This is a genomic window from Nocardia sp. JMUB6875, assembly GCF_041154655.1.
GTDB lineage: Bacteria > Actinomycetota > Actinomycetes > Mycobacteriales > Mycobacteriaceae > Nocardia.
Genome location: NZ_BAAFGR010000051.1, coordinates 1 through 15,413 on the forward strand (window position 1 = coordinate 1; position 15,413 = coordinate 15,413).

Consider the following 15,413-nt stretch of genomic DNA (forward strand, 5'->3'; position numbering starts at 1 on the left):
GTACATCTTGGCCAGGCCGCGGGCGGTGCAGACGGCGTTGCCGGCGGGCAGGGAGGTGGCCAGGATGGCGGGGTGGTCGCCGCGGAAGATCGATTCCAGGCCGGGGACGTAGATGGAGGACAGCGGGGAGCGCAGGATTCGGGGTAGGCGGGGGACGGCGGTGGCGACGGGGGTCGGGATGCTGTGTTCGGCAAGGGTTTTGACCGAGCGGACGAGGTCGGCGGCGGTGGTGCGCGCGCCCGCGGGCGGGGTGCCCAGGTGGATGCCGTCGACGCCGAGGGGGTCGGCGATCTCGCTGCGGTAGAGCCGCGCCATGTCGTGACCGGTGATGGCGCGGGCCAGGCCGGTCATGAGCCAGCCGATGGTGAGGGCGTGGTAGATCGGTTTGCCCAGTAGGTGATCGGGTTTCGCGGCGGCGAGGCGGGCTTCCATGAGTTCGTGGTCGAGGACCTCGGCCGGGGTGGTGGCGGGCAGCGCGGAGAGTCCGGCTCGGTGGCTGAGCATTTCGGCGACGGTGATGGCGGCCTTGCCGTTCGCGCCGAATTCGGGCCAGTAGTGGGCGACCGGGGCGGTGTAGTCGAGCAGGCCGCGGTCAGCCAGGCGGGCCAGGACGGTGGCCGAGACACCCTTGGAGGCGGAGTAGATCATGGCGCCGGTGTCGGCGGTCCAGGGGGTGCCGTGCGCGTCGGCGGACCCGGCCCAGATGTCGACGACCGGTTCGCCGTGCTGGTAGACCGCCAGCGCGCCGCCGTTGCCGCGGCGGCCGGCGAAGACGCGGGCGAAAGTTCTTACGGCGGCGGCGAATCGGGGGTCGGCGGTGCCGCCGACTCCGGCGGGAAGTCCGGCTGCGGCGGTGGAGCTGGAGGTCGTCATCGATTCACGGTAGCCGCGACACCATGTCACGGACAAGATGTGTCTGGGACAATTTTCGGCGGCGATGTTCGGTCAGGATTCCGATGCCGCCTGCCGCCGGGATGTCGGTGCCGTCTGCCACAGTGTTCCCATGGATGCGGTGCCCTTCGCCGACGCGGATGCCTTCGACCGCTGGCTCGAGGCCAATCACGCACGCCCGGAAGGAGTGTGGATCCTGATGGCGAAGAAGGGGTCGGGGATCGCGTCGCTGACCGAGGACGAGGCGGTCGATGTCGGGTTGTGCTGGGGGTGGATCTCGGGGCAGCGCAAGGGTTTCGACGCCGATCACTATCTGCAGAAGTATGTGCCGCGCCGCCCGCGCGGCCACTGGTCGCAGGTCAATGTCGACAAGGTGGCGGCGCTCACGGCCGCCGGTCGCATGCGCGCGCCCGGCCTGGCCGAGGTGGCCGCGGCCCAGGCGGACGGCCGTTGGGCGGCGGCCTATCCCTCGCAGGCGAACTTCACCGTCCCGCCGGATCTGGCGCTGGCGCTGCAGAACCGGCCCGCGGCCCGCGTGGCCTACGAGGCGCTGGACCGGACGGGTCAGTATCTGCTCGTGCTCGAGCTATACAGGGCGAGAAGCCCGAAAACCCGGGCTTCCCGCCTCGAGAAAGCACTCGAGAGCCTCGAAACTGCCTGAAGCAGGCCTATTTCAGGCGTTCGGCCAGGACCGGTGCGAGGGTGCGCAGGGTCGCGAGGAGGTCGTCGTCGAGCACCTGCACCGCGACGTGATCGGCTCCGGCGCGCTGATGTTCGGCGAGCCGGTCGGCGATCGCGGCGGCGTCACCGTGGGCGACCACGGCGTCGACGTAGCGGTCGCTGCCGGGCGCCTGCAGATCGGCGTCGTCGAAATCGAAGCGGCGCAGGTTGTTCACGTAGTTGCTCAGGCCCAGGTAGAAGCCCGCGCGTTCGCGGCCCACGGCGCGGGCGCGCACCGGATCGGTGTCGAGCACCACCTTGTGTTCGACCGCGAGCAAGGCGTCGGGTCCGAGGATGCCGCGCAGTTCGGCGGTGTGCTCGGGCACGGTCAGGTACGGCAGCGCCCCGGCGGTGCGGTCGCGGGCCAACCGGGCCACGCGCGGTCCGAGCGCGGCCAGCGCCCGCCCGTGTTGCGGGACGCCGCGTGCGTCGAGGACGTCGAGGTAGTGGACCAGCGCGTCATAGGGTTTGGCGTAGGTGCCGGTGTGCTCGCGGTGCCCGACGCCGACACCGAGCAGGAACCTGCCGGGGAACTTGTCCTCGAGCCGCAGATACGTCTCTGCCGCCGTTTCGGGCGCGGACCCCCACACATTGACGATGCTGGTGGCGACGACCAGCGACTCGGTGGCCGCGAGCAAACCCTCGTAGCCGTCCCAGTCGGCGGGCGGGGAGCTGCCCAGCCAGACCGTCCCGTACCCGAGTTCTTCGAGTTCACGCACCGTTTCGGGGGTGAGTTGCGGATACGGCTGCCACACACCGAACTTTCCCAAGTTGTCGAATGCCATATCGGCTCGCAACATGCCGCGATCAACCGGCATTCCCGTTGTGGTGATCGAATTCGGCGCGGGCGAGCAGGACATCGTCCATGTGCCCTTCGGCCCAGTCCTTGAGTTCGGACAGGATCGGCAGCAGGCTCTCCCCGAGCGGGGTGAGCGAATAGTCCACGCGCACGGGCACTTGCGCGGTCATGCGCCGCGCCACCAGGCCGTCACGTTCGAGGGTGCGCAGGGTTTGGGTGAGCATCTTGTTGCTGACCGCGGCGACGGTGGCGCCGAGTTCGCCGTAGCGGCAGGGCCCGTCGGCGAGGGCGGACAGGATCAGGCACACCCATTTGTCGCTGAGGGTGTCGAGGAGCTTGTTGGTGGGGCAGGCCGCGAGGAAGGCGTTGTAGTCGACCTTGGCCTGTTCCCGGCGTTGAGCGGCGGTGGTGGTCGTCACTATCGCTACAGCGATGCGGGCGGTGGTGGGCATTCCCATTTGCTCGCGTCGAGTTTTATTCCCGCCCCGATTCCCGGTGCGCCGAATGCTTGGCGCCTGCGCTCTCCCGGTGGTGACCTGGGTACTTTCAGGTGCCTACTGGTCGAGGGCGTCCGGCCCGCCTTACGGTGAAACCACGCCCCGCACCGACCGATTCGGCGCGGCGGCGTTCCACCGGTGGACCTTCATCCCTTCGCAAGTCTCAGGAGCATTTCCATGGTTGCTGTTGCCTTTTCCCGTTTCGGCGGGCCGGAGGTCCTCGAGGTCATCGAGACCGCCACCCCGGCGCCCGGCCCCGGTGAGGTTTTGGTGAAAGTCGCTGCGGCCCCGGTCAATCCGGTCGATATCGGGGTGCGCGCCGGCGCGTTCTCGGCGATCTTGCCCGAGCAGGATTACTGGGTGCCCGGTCTCGAGTTCGCCGGACGCATCGAAGCGGTGGGTTCGGGCGTCGACGGTACGCAGGTCGGGCAGCCGGTGGTCGGGTTGATCCCGTGGCTGGCCACCTTCGCCGGCAGCTACACCGATTACCTGGTGATCTCGGCCGATCTGGTCGCGGCCGCCCCGACCAATGTCGATCTCACCTCGGCGTCGACCCTGCCGCTCAACGCGATCACCGCCGATCTGGCCGTCTCCCACGCCGGGGCGGCCGCGGGCAAGACGGTGCTGGTCACCGGCGCGGCCGGTGGTGTCGGCGGCTACGCCGTGCAGCTGGCCGCCACCCTGGGCGCGAAGGTGATCGCGGTCGCCGGGCCCGGTGACGAGGATCTGGTGCGCCGGTTGGGTGCGAGCGAATTCGCCGCCCGCGGTGACGATCTGGCCCAGCGTCTGGGTGCGGGCAGTGTCGACGCGGTCATCGACGCGGCGCTGGTCGGCGCGGCGCTGCTGCCGGTAGTGCGGGACGGGGGCGCGTTCGTGGCGGTGCTGCCGCCGTTCGCGCCGGCCGCCGAGCGCGATATCACCGTGACCACCGTCCAGCAGGCCCCCGACGGCCGCCGCCTGGCCGAGCTGGTGAACCTGGTCGAGGCGGGCACGCTGACCCTGCGGGTCGCCGAAACCTATCCCCTGGCCCAGGCCGCCGAGGCGCACGCCCGCTTCGAGAAGGGCGGTGTGCGCGGCCGCCTGGTGCTGCTGCCCTAGGCGGCCTCGGCCCGCCCTTGGGCGCGGAATCGTCCGGGTGCCACCCCGAATTCGCGCTTGAACGCCTTCGCGAACGCGTATTCGGAGGTGTACCCGGACTTTTCGGCGATCACCCGCAGCAGTACATCGGTCTCGCGCAGCAGCTTGGCCGCACCCGTCATGCGCCACCAGGTCAGATAGGTCAGCGGCCCGGTGCCCAGGGTGGCGGTGAAGCGCTGCGCGAACACCGATCTCGACAATCCGGCGCGGGCGGCCAGGGATTGCACCGTCCACGGCGCGCCCGGCTCGCAGTGAATGGCGGCCAGCGCGGCATAGATATCCGGATCACGCAGGGCCGCAACCCATCCGGAGTCGGCGGGGTGCGACTCGTACCAGGCGCGCAGCATGAACAACAGCAACACCTCGAGCAGTGGCGCGATCGCGCCGGACCCGTCGCGGGTGTCGATTTCGTGGCCGAGCAGATCGATCGCGGCGCGCAGCGGACTGTAATGGCCGACCCGGGCGGGCAGGTGCACCACATCGGGCAGCTCACCCACGGCGGGATGCTCGCGGGAACTGTCGAGAGAGTAAGCGCCGCACAGCAATACGGTCTCGACACCCCTGCCCGCGGCCGTGTGCCCCGGCTCGCCGTCGCGGCGGTCGGCGATGGCGTGCCCGCGGCTGCGGGGCAGGAACGCCACATCCCCGACCTGCAGGTGCACCGGTTCGCCGTCGTCGGGCAGCAGCCAGCACGAACCTTGCAGCACCACATGGAATCCCGCGCTGTTGCCCTGCGCCGGGAAGTGCGTGTACCAGGGCGCGCGCACCACGGTGCGGTTGGAATGCGGGACGCCCGTGCGCATCGCGGCGACCACATCGCTGAGAATGTCCACCTTCTCACCGTACCGGCGGTGGCCATGGCGCCGGACGATCGGACATCAGCGACGGATCATCGAGCATGGATCGTCCCGAGCGCGGCCCATAGCGTGAATGACGAGCCGATTCCGGCTCGGTCCCTTCACCCAATGGAGTTGTCTGCCATGCGTATTGCCGTGCACGGCGCGAGCGGTTTCACCGGTTCGCTCATCGTCGCCGAACTCGTCCGCCGCGATCTCACCCCGGTCCTGGTCGGGCGCGACGCCCAGCGTCTGCGCCGGGTCGCCGAGCGGTCCGGCGCACCCGAGGCCGAGATCCGCGTCGCCACCCTCGACGACATCGACGCCCTGGCCGCCGCGTTCACCGACTGCGACGCGGTCCTCAATGCCGCCGGACCGTTCACCCTCTGGGGCGAGCCGGTGGTGCGCGCCGCCCTCGCCGCGCGCCGCCCCTACCTCGACACCACCGGAGAACCCGCCTACCTGCAGAAGATCCTGACCACCTACGACGAGCCCGCGAAACAGGCCGGGATCGCGGTCATTCCGGGCGTCACCGACGACGGGGTGCCCGGTGACCTGATCGCCGCCCTGGCCGCCGCCCGCCTCGACGCCCCGATCACCGAGATCCGCCTGGCCGATCTGCGCCGACCCGGGGCCGCCTCGCGCGGCACCGCCCGCTCCATGGCCGCCATCGTCGTCCTGGACCAGGTCGAATACCGTGACCGCAGCTGGCAACCGGTGGACGGGCACGCCCTGACCATCGCAGAACCCGGCGAGACCGAGCCGGTGCCGGTGACCGCGCTGGCGCTGCCCGGTGTCTACACCATCCCCCGCCACATCGACACCCCGAACGTGCGCGGTCTGATCCGCGCCGAGGTCGGGGAGCTGTTCGCCGGGCTCAGTGGTGAAGTCGCCGAATCGATTCCGGAGATCCCGGACCCGGCCGAGCTGGCGGCCTCGCGGTGGATGATGCTCGCCGAGGCGATCGCCGCCGACGGGAGCCGCGCTCGCGGCTGGGTGACCGGTTTCGACGCCTACACTTCCACCGCGATCATCGCCGTGGAGGCCGCCCGCCGCCTGGTCGCCGACGGCTCCCCCGCCGGAACCCTGGCTCCGGCACAGGCTTTCGACGCCGCGAGTTTCCTCGACCGGCTGGCCCTGTCCGGGGTGAAATGGCAGGTCGAGGAGCTCCCGGCGCGAAACTAGTGGCCCGCGTCCACCTTCGGGAAGGTGTCGCGGACCAGGGTGAGCAGCGCGTCCGCGAGCAGGTGGTGCACCTGCTCGCGGGTCAGGCTGCCGCGCACGATCCACTCGCGCCCGGCCGCTTTGACCAGTCCGCCGTAACAGCGCACCAGCGCCCGCAATTCGGCCGAATGCAGCGATTCCGACAGGCCCATCATCTGGACCATGCGGTCGGCGGCGGCGTAGTCGGCCTCGTCGAGGATGCGCTGCACCTCCGGATCGTCGCCGACTCCTTCGTGGCCGGTGACCTTCACCCAGGTGCTGCCGTGCTCGCTGATGGTGTCGAGCAGCCAGGAGACGCTGGCGTCCACCCGATCCCGCGTCGACCCGGACGGCACGACCATGCGGTCGGGGCGCGGCAGGGTCACCATGCGCCGCACCACCGCCAGGTACAGGTCGCGCTTGTTGCCGAAGTAGTGGTTGATCAGTCCGCGCGCCACCCCGGCCCGCTGGGCGAGCTCGGCGGTGGACACCGCGGCGTAGGGACGTTCGCCGAACATGTCGATGGCGCAGGACAGGATCTGCGCACGGCGTTCGTCGGGTTCGAGCCGGCGGCGACGCGACGGGGCGTCCGAGGTGTCCTCGGACGCGGTCGGCTCGATGTCGGTGTCAGTGTTACCGCCGGGCCTTGGAGGCGGGGCGATGTCAGAGTGAGCGGGCAATGAGATCCTTCATCACCTCGTTGGCTCCCGCGAGGATTCGCAGGACCCGAGCGCCGGTGTACAGCTGGGAAATCGGGTATTCGGTCATGTATCCATAGCCGCCGAAGAACTGCAGGCAGCGATCCACCACATTACCGAGTTGATCGGTCAACCAGTATTTCGACATGGCCGCGGTGGGGATATCGAGCTCTCCGCGCAGGTGCTTGCTGATGCAGTCGTCGAGGAAGACGCGCCCGACCTTGGCGATGGTGGCGCACTCGGCGAGCTCGAATTTGGTGTTCTGCATGGCGAACAGCGGCTTGCCGAACGCCTCGCGGCCCTTGGTGTAGTCGACGGTCAGCTGCACGGCCTTCTCGGTCATGGCGACCGCGAGGATGGCGGTGACCAGGCGTTCCTGGGCCAGCATCTGCATCATCTGATAGAAGCCCTGCCCTTCGGCCTCACCGAGCAGGTTCGAGGCGGGCACGCGCAGGCCGTCGAAGAACAGCTCGGCGGTGTCCTGGGCCTTGCCGCCGATCTTGGACAGGATGCGGCCGCGCTTGAATCCGGGCGTCTCGTCGGAAACCTCGGCGAAGATCAGCGAGACGCCGGCCGCGCCCTGGGTGGGGTCGGTCTTGACCGCGATGATGATGCCGTCGCACAGCCAGCCGTTGGAGATGAAGATCTTCGAGCCGGTGATGACGTATTCGTCGCCCTCGCGCACCGCGCGGGTCTTGATGTTCTGCAGATCCGAGCCCGTACCGGGTTCGGTCATGCCGATGGACAGCACCATCTCACCGCTGGCCGCCTTGGGCAGCACGCGTCGCTTGAGCTCCTCGGACCCGAACTCGTGAATGTAGGGCGCGATGATCGAGGAGTGCACCGACATGCCCAGCGAACCGTCCCCGGCGTGGGTCTGAGCCTCGATGATGGCGGCCTCGTGCGCGAAAGTGCCGCCGCCCCCGCCGTATTCGGTGGGGATGGCCGCGCACAGCAGACCCAGTTCACCGGCCCGGTTGTAGAGCTTGCGGTCCGGATGACCCTGGGCGATGAACTTCTCGGTGTGCGGGATCACCTCCTTCTCGAAGAAGGTGGTCGCCAGACCTCGTACCGCCTCGACCTCGTCGTCGCTCCATGCGGGGCGTGCCATCGTGTGCTTCCTTCGCGTCCGTGCGGGTGCGCCGCAGCGCCTCGCCCCTCAGCGTGCACGGCTATTGGCGGCGTGTCAACAATGTCGGCGGTTAGGCTCGAAACGTGCTGAATCCGCCCACCGGACTGACAGACACCGACCTGGCCACCGCCTTGAAACGGCACTGGGCGATCACGCCCGCCGACCTGACCTACCGGGCCGTCGGGTTCGGAACCCACCACTGGGACATGACCGACGGCGACGGCCACCACTGGTTCGTCAACGTCGACGAATCCAGCTCGCCACGCTTCGCCACCCTGCCCGCCGCCCTGGGCATCGCGCGGCGGCTGCACGAGCACGGCTACGACTTCGTCGCGGCACCCGTTGCCGGACTCGATGATTCCGTCGTCGCCGCCCTGGGCGCACGCTTCGCGGTCTCGCTGTACCGGTATCTCGAGGGCGAGAGCTTCCAATTCGGCGAGTACGACGATCCTGAGCATCGCGACGCGGTGCTGGGGATGCTGATGGCGCTGCATGTTTCACCCCGCGAGCTCTGGACCGACGCACCGGTCGACGATTTCGGCATCGACTGCCGCGACGCACTCGATGCCGCCCTGGACGCGGACGAGATCCCGAGCACGGGACCGTACGCTCGCCGCACGGCCGAGGCGATCGAGTTGCATCGCGTGCACATTCGAGACGCCTTGGCGCACTACGACTCTCTCGCCGCCCTCGCCCGGGCGCACCCGGATCGCGCCGTGCTCACCCATGGCGAACCCCACGCCGCCAACACGATGCGCACCGCCACCGGCTACGTCCTCATCGATTGGGAGTCGACCCAACTGGCCCCGCCCGAACGCGACCTGTGGGATCTGGCTCCCGGCGACCCGTCGGTCCTGGCCGCCTACACCGACCGGACCGGAATCCCGGTGCGACACGACATGCTCGAGCTGTACCGCCTGCGCTGGGACCTCACCGAAGTCGCGCTCTACACACACGGATTCCGCACCCCGCACGCCGATACCGCCAACGACCGGCAGAGCTGGGAGGGCCTACTGCACTCCCTGTCCGTCCTCGCCGCCCGCTGAGCGCTGCACCTCGGCGAACGTCGTGAAGATCGGAGTGTCCGCGTCGGCCTCGATGCCCTGGCGGCGCAGGAACCCGTCGATCAGCCCCCACACCAGTTCGGTGGCCTGATCGACGAACTCCGAAGTCTGCTCCGGCGACGGCGTATCCGAATCGGTCAGCCACAGATCGGTGATCGAGACGACCGCCCCGATCAGCGCCCGCGAGAGATAGTCCAGGCCCGTCGTATCCAGCGGCACCGCCTCGGCCACCGAACGCGCCAGCTTCTCGAGCCGCCGCGCCGCATCACGTCCCAGATCCAGTTGCAGCACACCGGTTCCGGACTGCTGCAACACCGGCGCCTGACCGAGATAGCGGAAAACGTTGGGGTGCTCCAGGATCCCCCGCGAATACTCGGTGAAGACCCGCCGCAACGCCTGCCGCGGCGGCTGCAGCATCAACGTCATATCCGCGCCCGCGGCCGCGAACGCCTGCCGCGACATGCGCGCCGCGATCTCGGTGAACAGATCCCCCTTGTCGGCGAACTGGCGGTACAGCCGGGGCTTGGTGATCTGCGCTTCGCGCGCGATGTCGTCCATGCTCGGGCGCGGGCCCGCGCGATCGATCACCCGGATCGCCGCGTCCACAATGTCCTCACGGGTCACCATTCGCGCCGTTCCGGCATTGCTCCGAGCCACCGCGACAGCATACACGTACCGGCGGTACGCCAGCTCGTGACCGTAATCCCACTTGATTTCGGACGGGCCGTACTGCCAGTATCGATTCCCGTACCGGCAGTACGCACAACCGGAAAGACGCCGATGCCCAACGCAGCACGCCAACTCAGCGACACCCTGCAGGCACCCCTGCCCGCCGCCTTCGACCAGCTCACCGACACCGACCTGGCCGAACTCGACCGCCTCCTCACCCAGGCCCTCACCCGCCGCGGCCACACCCTCGACGCCGCCATCACCGACTCCCTCGACATCGTCCCGCGCCTCATGCGCCCGGCCATCAAGAAAGCGTTGGGACTATGAGCGAGCACCTCGCAGCCGTCGCCGAAACCACCAAACTCGCACGCGTACTGGGCATCTCCGACCCCACCGAACTCGACTTCCTCGTCGACCTGCCACCCGCCGCCATCCGCGAATACCGCGAACGCGTCACCGACCGGCTCTTCGACCGCGACACCAAACGCCTCAAGGGCATCGCCGCCGCCAGCAAGATCGTCCCCGTCGCCCTCAGCTCCAAAATGGCCGAACGCGCCTTCGGACCCGTCCTCTGCGCCGCCGTCGCCAGCGCCGTCGAACCCCACCGCGCCGTCGACATCGCCAAGAACCTCACCCCGCGCTTCCTCGCCGAATGCGCCGTCCAACTCGACCCCCGCCGCACCGCCGACATCATCGCCGCCGTCCCACCCAAAATGGTCACCGACGTTGCGCGCGAACTGCTTTCCCGCGGCGACCACATCACCATGGGCCGCTTCGTCCACGTCGTCCCCGAACCCGCCCTCCGCGCCGCCGCACCCGTCATGAGCGACCCGGACCTGCTGCGCATCGGCTTCCTGCTCGAGGACAAGACCGCCATCGACCGCGTCCTGCACATCGTCGCCGACCGCGTCGCCGGCGTCATCCGCGCCGCCCACGAACAAAGCATGTGGGCCGAGGGCATCGACCTGCTCGACTCCATCGCACCCCACAACCGCGCCTGGATCGGCGACATCACCGCCGGACTCGGCGGCGAAGTCCTCGACGCCCTCATCACCGCCGTCGCCGAACTCGACGCCTGGGCCACCCTGCTCCCCATCACCAGCGCCATGAGCGAACACAGCCTGCGCCTGTTCGCCGAACGACCCACCGTCCACGACGAAACCGTCCTCGCCGCCATCATGGACGCCGCCCTCGACGGCGGCCAATGGGTCAACCTGCTGCCCTTGGCCTCTCACCTGCCCGCCGAACAACTCACCTTCATCGCCGCCCGCGTCGGCGACCAGGACGACGACCGGCTCGGCGACCTCATCCGCGACGCCCACACCGCCGGACTCTGGTCCGCCATGATCCCGGTCGCCCTCGCCCTCAACGACGACAACCGCCGCCGCCTGGCCGGACTACCCGTCATGGGCGAACCCGAAGTCCTCACCGCCATCATCACCGCCACCGCCGACCACGACCTCTGGTCACAGGTGCTGCCGCTGGTCGACGCGCTACCCGAGGCCACCAAGCCGACGCTCGCCTCGCTCATCGGCGACCTCACCCGCGAACAGCTGCTCTCGGCCATCCTCACCGCCTCCCGCGGCGACAACATCCACACCCTCGTCGACATCGCCCTCGCCCAGGACCAGCAGGGCCGCGCCCGCGTCCTGGACCTCATCGACGGCATGGACGACATCGAGGAATTCCTCTCCGCCCTCACCCCCGACACCCCGAACGTGGTGTGGGAGGCCCTCATTCAGGTCCGCGCCGAGATCCCCGCCCGCCTGCTCACCCTGCTCGCCGAACGCGCCCGCGAACTCGGACGCGACGACGATGCGGGCGAACTCGAACCCATCGCGGCCGCCGCACACTAGGAACCCCACACCCGCCGAAGCCCTCGGGGGTTTCACCCCTGAAACCCCCGAGCCCGGCGCAATGGGAGAATGGCTCGGTCAAACACCCCCGCACGAAGGACCGAACCTCTCACCGATGGCCGAGCAGACCACCACGGCAGCACCCACCGACGCACCGGCCATCGACCCCGACGAGCTGGCCATCTGCCTGCGCGTCCTCGAACAAGCGGGACAACTCGACAAGCAGCACCCGGACTCCATCACCGTCCAGCGCGCCGTCGGGCACATGTTCAAGAAGTTCAAGCAGACCAAGCGCATCGCCGCTCGCGACGCCATCTCCGCGGCCGACAAGGAAGTCGTCGCCGCCACCGCCACCGGCTCACCCAACCGCATCGACGACGAAACCGCCGGAATCCCGATCAGCTCCACCACCAATGGCGCCAGCGCCGGAACCCTGCTGCGACCGCGCCCCTGCTACATATGCAAACAGCGCTATACCCGAGTGGATGCCTTCTACCACCAGCTCTGCCCCGGCTGCGCCGCCAAGAGCCACGCCAAACGCGACGCCGGCACCGACCTCACCGGCCGCCGCGCCCTGCTCACCGGCGGCCGCGCCAAGATCGGCATGTACATCGCGCTGCGCCTGCTGCGCGACGGCGCCCACACCACCATCACCACCCGCTTCCCCAACGACGCCATCCGCCGCTTCAGCGCCCAGCCCGACAGCGCCGACTGGATCCACCGCCTGCGCATCATCGGCATCGACCTGCGCGATCCGGCCCAGGTCGTCGCCCTCGCCGATGACGTTGCCGCCCAAGGCCCCCTCGACATTCTGATCAACAACGCCGCCCAGACGGTCCGCCGCAGCACCGGCGCCTACAGTGCCCTCGTCGAAGCCGAGAACGGGCCGCTGCCCGCCGGCGAACTGCCCGAGATGATCAGCTTCGGCAAGACCATGCAGGCCCACCCGGCCTCGCTCACCGCCTCACTGACCCCCAGCCTGTCCGGCGCGGACATCACCGACCTCGCCCTGGTCGCGGGATCGGCCACGCCCGAACGCATTTCACAGGGCGTCGCCATCGACGCGGGCGGCCTGGTCCCCGACCTCGCGCACACCAACAGCTGGGTGCAGGCCGTCGGCGAGGTCGACGCCACCGAACTGCTGGAAGTCCAGCTGTGCAACTCGGTCGCGCCGTTCATCCTCATCTCCCGGCTGCGCCACTCCATGGCCGCCGCGGCCGCCCGCCGCAAGTACGTCGTGAACGTCTCCGCCATGGAAGGCGTCTTCGCGCGCGGCTACAAGGGCCCCGGCCACCCGCACACGAACATGGCCAAGGCCGCGCTGAACATGTTGACCCGCACCAGCGCCCGCGAAATGTTCGAGACCGACCAGATCCTCATGACCGCGGTCGACACCGGCTGGATCACCGACGAACGCCCGCACTACACCAAGATCCGCCTCGCCGAGGAAGGCTTCCACGCACCCCTCGACCTGGTCGACGGCGCCGCACGGGTCTACGACCCCATCGTGCGCGGCGAAGCCGGAGAGGATCTGTACGGCTGCTTCCTCAAGGACTACGAACCCTCCAACTGGTAGCCACACCGCACGAACGAGACCGGCCCCTTCCCCTCTAGGTGGCTTTTGAGGTGAGGGGGCTGTGACGTGCCGATGTCCGAAAAAGGCGATTCATGTTTAGATGCGCATATTTCCGTAACGGTATGTATGTTCTTGCGTTAACTATCCGCGCTGCCTCCTCTACCCCGTATGAGCGGGGCCTCGGTCGCCCCGCTCTCCTACGACCTCAACCGGCTACCGCTTCGACGAAGGAAGCCTCGGAATCGTCCGGGTCCACCGGTCCCCTCCCCCGGCAGGTCTCCACGAGTTGCCTTACCGCGGGTGACAATTCGCGCACCACGAGGGAGGTCTTGACCACGATCTCCGGATCGGTCAGCCGCCGGAAGGCGACGCGGCGGGTCGGCAGGGCGGTGGCGGCCTCCTCGTAGAGCACGGTCCACGACGGCTGCCCGGAACCCAAGAGCGCCAAGGTGTTCTGCACGGTGGTGAACGCGCCGCCCAGGCGCGGGGTGAAACCCGCTGAGCCACAGGCCTGCAACACGGTGTCGACGAAGGTGCGGCTGGATTCCCGCTTGGACAGCCGCAGCGGGATGGCCGCCAGCCGCCCGAAGGGCAGCGTGGGCTCCCCCGCCAGCGGATGCTCGGCCGGCAGCGCCGCGACCAGGCGGTCGGACCACAGCGGAATGACGCGCAGCCCGGAGATGGGCCGCAGCATGCGGATGAAGGCGGCATCGAGCCGACCGTCGGCCACCCGGGCCAGCCGTTCGGCGGCGGGCAGGCTCTCCAGCACCACCTGTGTCGTCGGAGCCTGATCGTGCAGCAGCGCCAGGATGTGCTCCAGGCGGGTGGTCATGCCCTCCGCGGTGCCGATTCGCAAGTGCGACTGCATGTTCTCGCGATGGGCCAATTCCTCGGCCAGGTTGGTGAACTGGTCGGCGGCGCCCAGCACCACCCGCGCCTGCTCGAGCAGACGATGCCCGGCCGGGGTCAGACCCACTCCGGCCGCGGTCCGATCGAACAGCCGCAATCCGAACTCGTTCTCCAGGGCCTTGATCCGCTGACTCACGGCCGGCTGCACGATGTGCAGGCGCCGGGCGGCCCGTCCGAAGTGCAATTCCTCGGCCACGGTGACAAAGCTCGCGAGATGTCTGAGTTCCATGCACGCCCCCGTTTTGCGGTATCCGATTTTCCGAAATCCTACCATCGAAAAATGAGATAGATCGGTCTGCAATGTAGCAACAATACCTGCCGGTCTATTTGCCGAAGAGAGTGCGCGCTCCCTATTTCATTAAATTCAGTGACTTCGATCACATACCGCTGGCCAGCGGCAATAATTTTTCGTGATCACCCGATCAAATCCCCTTTCTTCCCAGCCCCGAGAACCGGTGTGAGTATTCGAGGAGAACACGCCAACGCAGAGGAGAGGCCCGAATGCGAGCTGTAATCAATAATCCGAACGGTGATTCACCGGTCTCGATCGGAGAGGTCGAGGAACCGGTACCGGCGCCGCACGAGGCGCTGGTCGCGGTCCGCGCGTTCTCGCTCAACCGCGGCGAGCTGGCGCTGCTGGGGATCCGGCCCGAGGGTTGGCGGCCGGGACAGGACATCGCCGGTGTCGTGATCGAGAGCGCCGCCGACGGCTCCGGCCCGCAGCCGGGCACCCGCGTGGTGGGCATCGTCGAGCAGGCCGGCTGGTCCGAGCGCGCGGCGGTGTCCACCTCCCGCCTGACCGCGCTCAGCGACGAATTGACCATGGAACAGGCCGCTTCCCTGCCCATAGCGGGTCTGACCGCGCTGCGCACACTGCGCATCGGCGGCAGTGTGCTGGGCCGCAAGATCCTGATCACCGGCGCGAACGGCGGGGTCGGGCGGTTCCAGATCCAGCTCGCCGCGCTGTCGGGTGCGATCGTCAGCGCGGTCACCAGCCAGGCGGGCCAGGTGGCCGCGGAACTGACCGCACTCGGCGCGGCCGAGGTGGTCACAGATGTCGAAAGCGCCACCGGGCCTTTCGATCTGGTCCTGGAATCGGTCGGCGGCGCATCCCTCACCGGCGCGCTCGCCAAGCTCGTCCCCGGCGGCACCGTGGTCGTGCTGGGCAGCAGTTCGGGCGAGAAGGCGCCCATCGATGTCTACAACTTCATCGGTCACGAGGGTGCGCGGCTGCAGAACTACATCTCTTATGCCGCAACCGATCCCGACGACCGCGACCTGGCGATCCTGGTGTCGCTGGCCACGGCGGGGCGGCTGGCGACGACGCCCGGCCACGTCTCGGGCTGGGGCGATCTCGGCAAGGTCGTCGAGTTGATGCGGCAGCGCGAGCTGCCCGGCGGCAAGGTCGTCCTCGCCGTCGATTGAG

Annotated in this window: 16 protein-coding genes; 8 read left to right on the plus strand and 8 right to left on the minus strand. The window is 68.8% G+C overall.

Annotated features, from left to right (window positions below):
* A partial coding sequence (locus ACAM49_RS15365) for a serine hydrolase domain-containing protein (protein WP_369636173.1) occupies positions 1-873 on the minus strand: 873 nt, incomplete at its 3' end.
* A gap of 130 nt (positions 874-1,003) precedes the next feature.
* On the opposite strand from ACAM49_RS15365, the gene ACAM49_RS15370 reads away from it, so the two are divergent.
* Entirely contained in the window at positions 1,004-1,552 is a 549-nt protein-coding gene (locus ACAM49_RS15370) for a YdeI family protein (RefSeq protein ID WP_369636174.1), read from the plus strand.
* Positions 1,553-1,559: 7 nt separating this feature from the next.
* On the opposite strand, the gene ACAM49_RS15375 is transcribed toward ACAM49_RS15370, so the two are convergent.
* Both ACAM49_RS15375 and ACAM49_RS15380 read right to left on the minus strand, forming a co-directional pair.
* Positions 1,560-2,396, minus strand: a complete 837-nt coding sequence (locus ACAM49_RS15375) for an LLM class F420-dependent oxidoreductase (RefSeq protein WP_369636175.1) — start codon at positions 2,394-2,396, stop codon at positions 1,560-1,562.
* A 22-nt stretch (positions 2,397-2,418) separates the two neighbouring features.
* Positions 2,419-2,829 carry a winged helix-turn-helix transcriptional regulator gene (locus ACAM49_RS15380; RefSeq protein ID WP_369636211.1) on the minus strand — a complete coding sequence of 137 codons (411 nt, stop codon included), beginning with the start codon at positions 2,827-2,829 and terminating at the stop codon, positions 2,419-2,421.
* A gap of 255 nt (positions 2,830-3,084) precedes the next feature.
* On the opposite strand from ACAM49_RS15380, the gene ACAM49_RS15385 reads away from it, so the two are divergent.
* Positions 3,085-4,005: an NADP-dependent oxidoreductase gene (locus ACAM49_RS15385; protein WP_369636176.1), complete on the plus strand. Its 921-nt coding sequence runs from the start codon at positions 3,085-3,087 to the stop codon at positions 4,003-4,005.
* Here ACAM49_RS15385 and ACAM49_RS15390 read toward each other — a convergent pair.
* Entirely contained in the window at positions 4,002-4,877 is an 876-nt protein-coding gene (locus ACAM49_RS15390) for an AraC family transcriptional regulator (RefSeq protein ID WP_369636177.1), read from the minus strand. The genes ACAM49_RS15385 and ACAM49_RS15390 overlap by 4 nt on opposite strands.
* 147 nt (positions 4,878-5,024) lie before the next feature.
* Between ACAM49_RS15390 and ACAM49_RS15395 the strand changes: the two genes are divergently transcribed.
* The gene (locus ACAM49_RS15395) at positions 5,025-6,065 is read left to right on the plus strand and encodes a trans-acting enoyl reductase family protein (RefSeq protein WP_369636178.1); all 1,041 of its coding nucleotides are present in this window, start codon (positions 5,025-5,027) and stop codon (positions 6,063-6,065) included.
* On the opposite strand, the gene ACAM49_RS15400 is transcribed toward ACAM49_RS15395, so the two are convergent.
* Together ACAM49_RS15400 and ACAM49_RS15405 are read right to left on the minus strand one after the other, a co-directional pair.
* A complete protein-coding gene (locus tag ACAM49_RS15400; RefSeq protein WP_369636212.1) occupies positions 6,062-6,703 on the minus strand; it encodes a TetR/AcrR family transcriptional regulator in 642 nt (213 codons plus the stop codon). The genes ACAM49_RS15395 and ACAM49_RS15400 overlap by 4 nt on opposite strands.
* Positions 6,704-6,746: 43 nt before the next feature.
* Positions 6,747-7,892 (minus strand): acyl-CoA dehydrogenase family protein, encoded by a 1,146-nt coding sequence (locus tag ACAM49_RS15405; RefSeq protein WP_369636179.1) that lies wholly within the window; start codon positions 7,890-7,892, stop codon positions 6,747-6,749.
* Positions 7,893-7,996: 104 nt separating this feature from the next.
* Between ACAM49_RS15405 and ACAM49_RS15410 the strand changes: the two genes are divergently transcribed.
* Positions 7,997-8,959, plus strand: a complete 963-nt coding sequence (locus ACAM49_RS15410; RefSeq protein ID WP_369636180.1) for a hypothetical protein — start codon at positions 7,997-7,999, stop codon at positions 8,957-8,959.
* On the opposite strand, the gene ACAM49_RS15415 is transcribed toward ACAM49_RS15410, so the two are convergent.
* Positions 8,924-9,634, minus strand: a complete 711-nt coding sequence (locus ACAM49_RS15415) for a TetR/AcrR family transcriptional regulator (protein WP_369636181.1) — start codon at positions 9,632-9,634, stop codon at positions 8,924-8,926. The genes ACAM49_RS15410 and ACAM49_RS15415 overlap by 36 nt on opposite strands.
* Positions 9,635-9,757: 123 nt before the next feature.
* On the opposite strand from ACAM49_RS15415, the gene ACAM49_RS15420 reads away from it, so the two are divergent.
* The 3 genes from ACAM49_RS15420 (at position 9,758) to ACAM49_RS15430 (ending at position 13,078) form a co-directional block, all read left to right on the plus strand.
* Positions 9,758-9,973 (plus strand): hypothetical protein, encoded by a 216-nt coding sequence (locus tag ACAM49_RS15420; RefSeq protein ID WP_369636182.1) that lies wholly within the window; start codon positions 9,758-9,760, stop codon positions 9,971-9,973.
* A complete protein-coding gene (locus ACAM49_RS15425) occupies positions 9,970-11,502 on the plus strand; it encodes a hypothetical protein (protein WP_369636183.1) in 1,533 nt (510 codons plus the stop codon). The genes ACAM49_RS15420 and ACAM49_RS15425 overlap by 4 nt, the downstream gene beginning before the upstream one ends.
* A 115-nt stretch (positions 11,503-11,617) precedes the next feature.
* Positions 11,618-13,078 carry an SDR family NAD(P)-dependent oxidoreductase gene (locus tag ACAM49_RS15430; protein ID WP_369636184.1) on the plus strand — a complete coding sequence of 487 codons (1,461 nt, stop codon included), beginning with the start codon at positions 11,618-11,620 and terminating at the stop codon, positions 13,076-13,078.
* Positions 13,079-13,283: 205 nt separating this feature from the next.
* Here the strand turns inward: ACAM49_RS15430 and ACAM49_RS15435 are convergent, their stop codons facing one another.
* Positions 13,284-14,216, minus strand: coding sequence for a LysR substrate-binding domain-containing protein (locus ACAM49_RS15435; RefSeq protein WP_369636185.1), 933 nt, complete (start codon positions 14,214-14,216; stop codon positions 13,284-13,286).
* Between the two features lie 272 nt (positions 14,217-14,488).
* Between ACAM49_RS15435 and ACAM49_RS15440 the strand changes: the two genes are divergently transcribed.
* Positions 14,489-15,412, plus strand: coding sequence for a zinc-binding dehydrogenase (locus ACAM49_RS15440; protein ID WP_369636186.1), 924 nt, complete (start codon positions 14,489-14,491; stop codon positions 15,410-15,412).
* Position 15,413 lies beyond the last annotated feature (1 nt).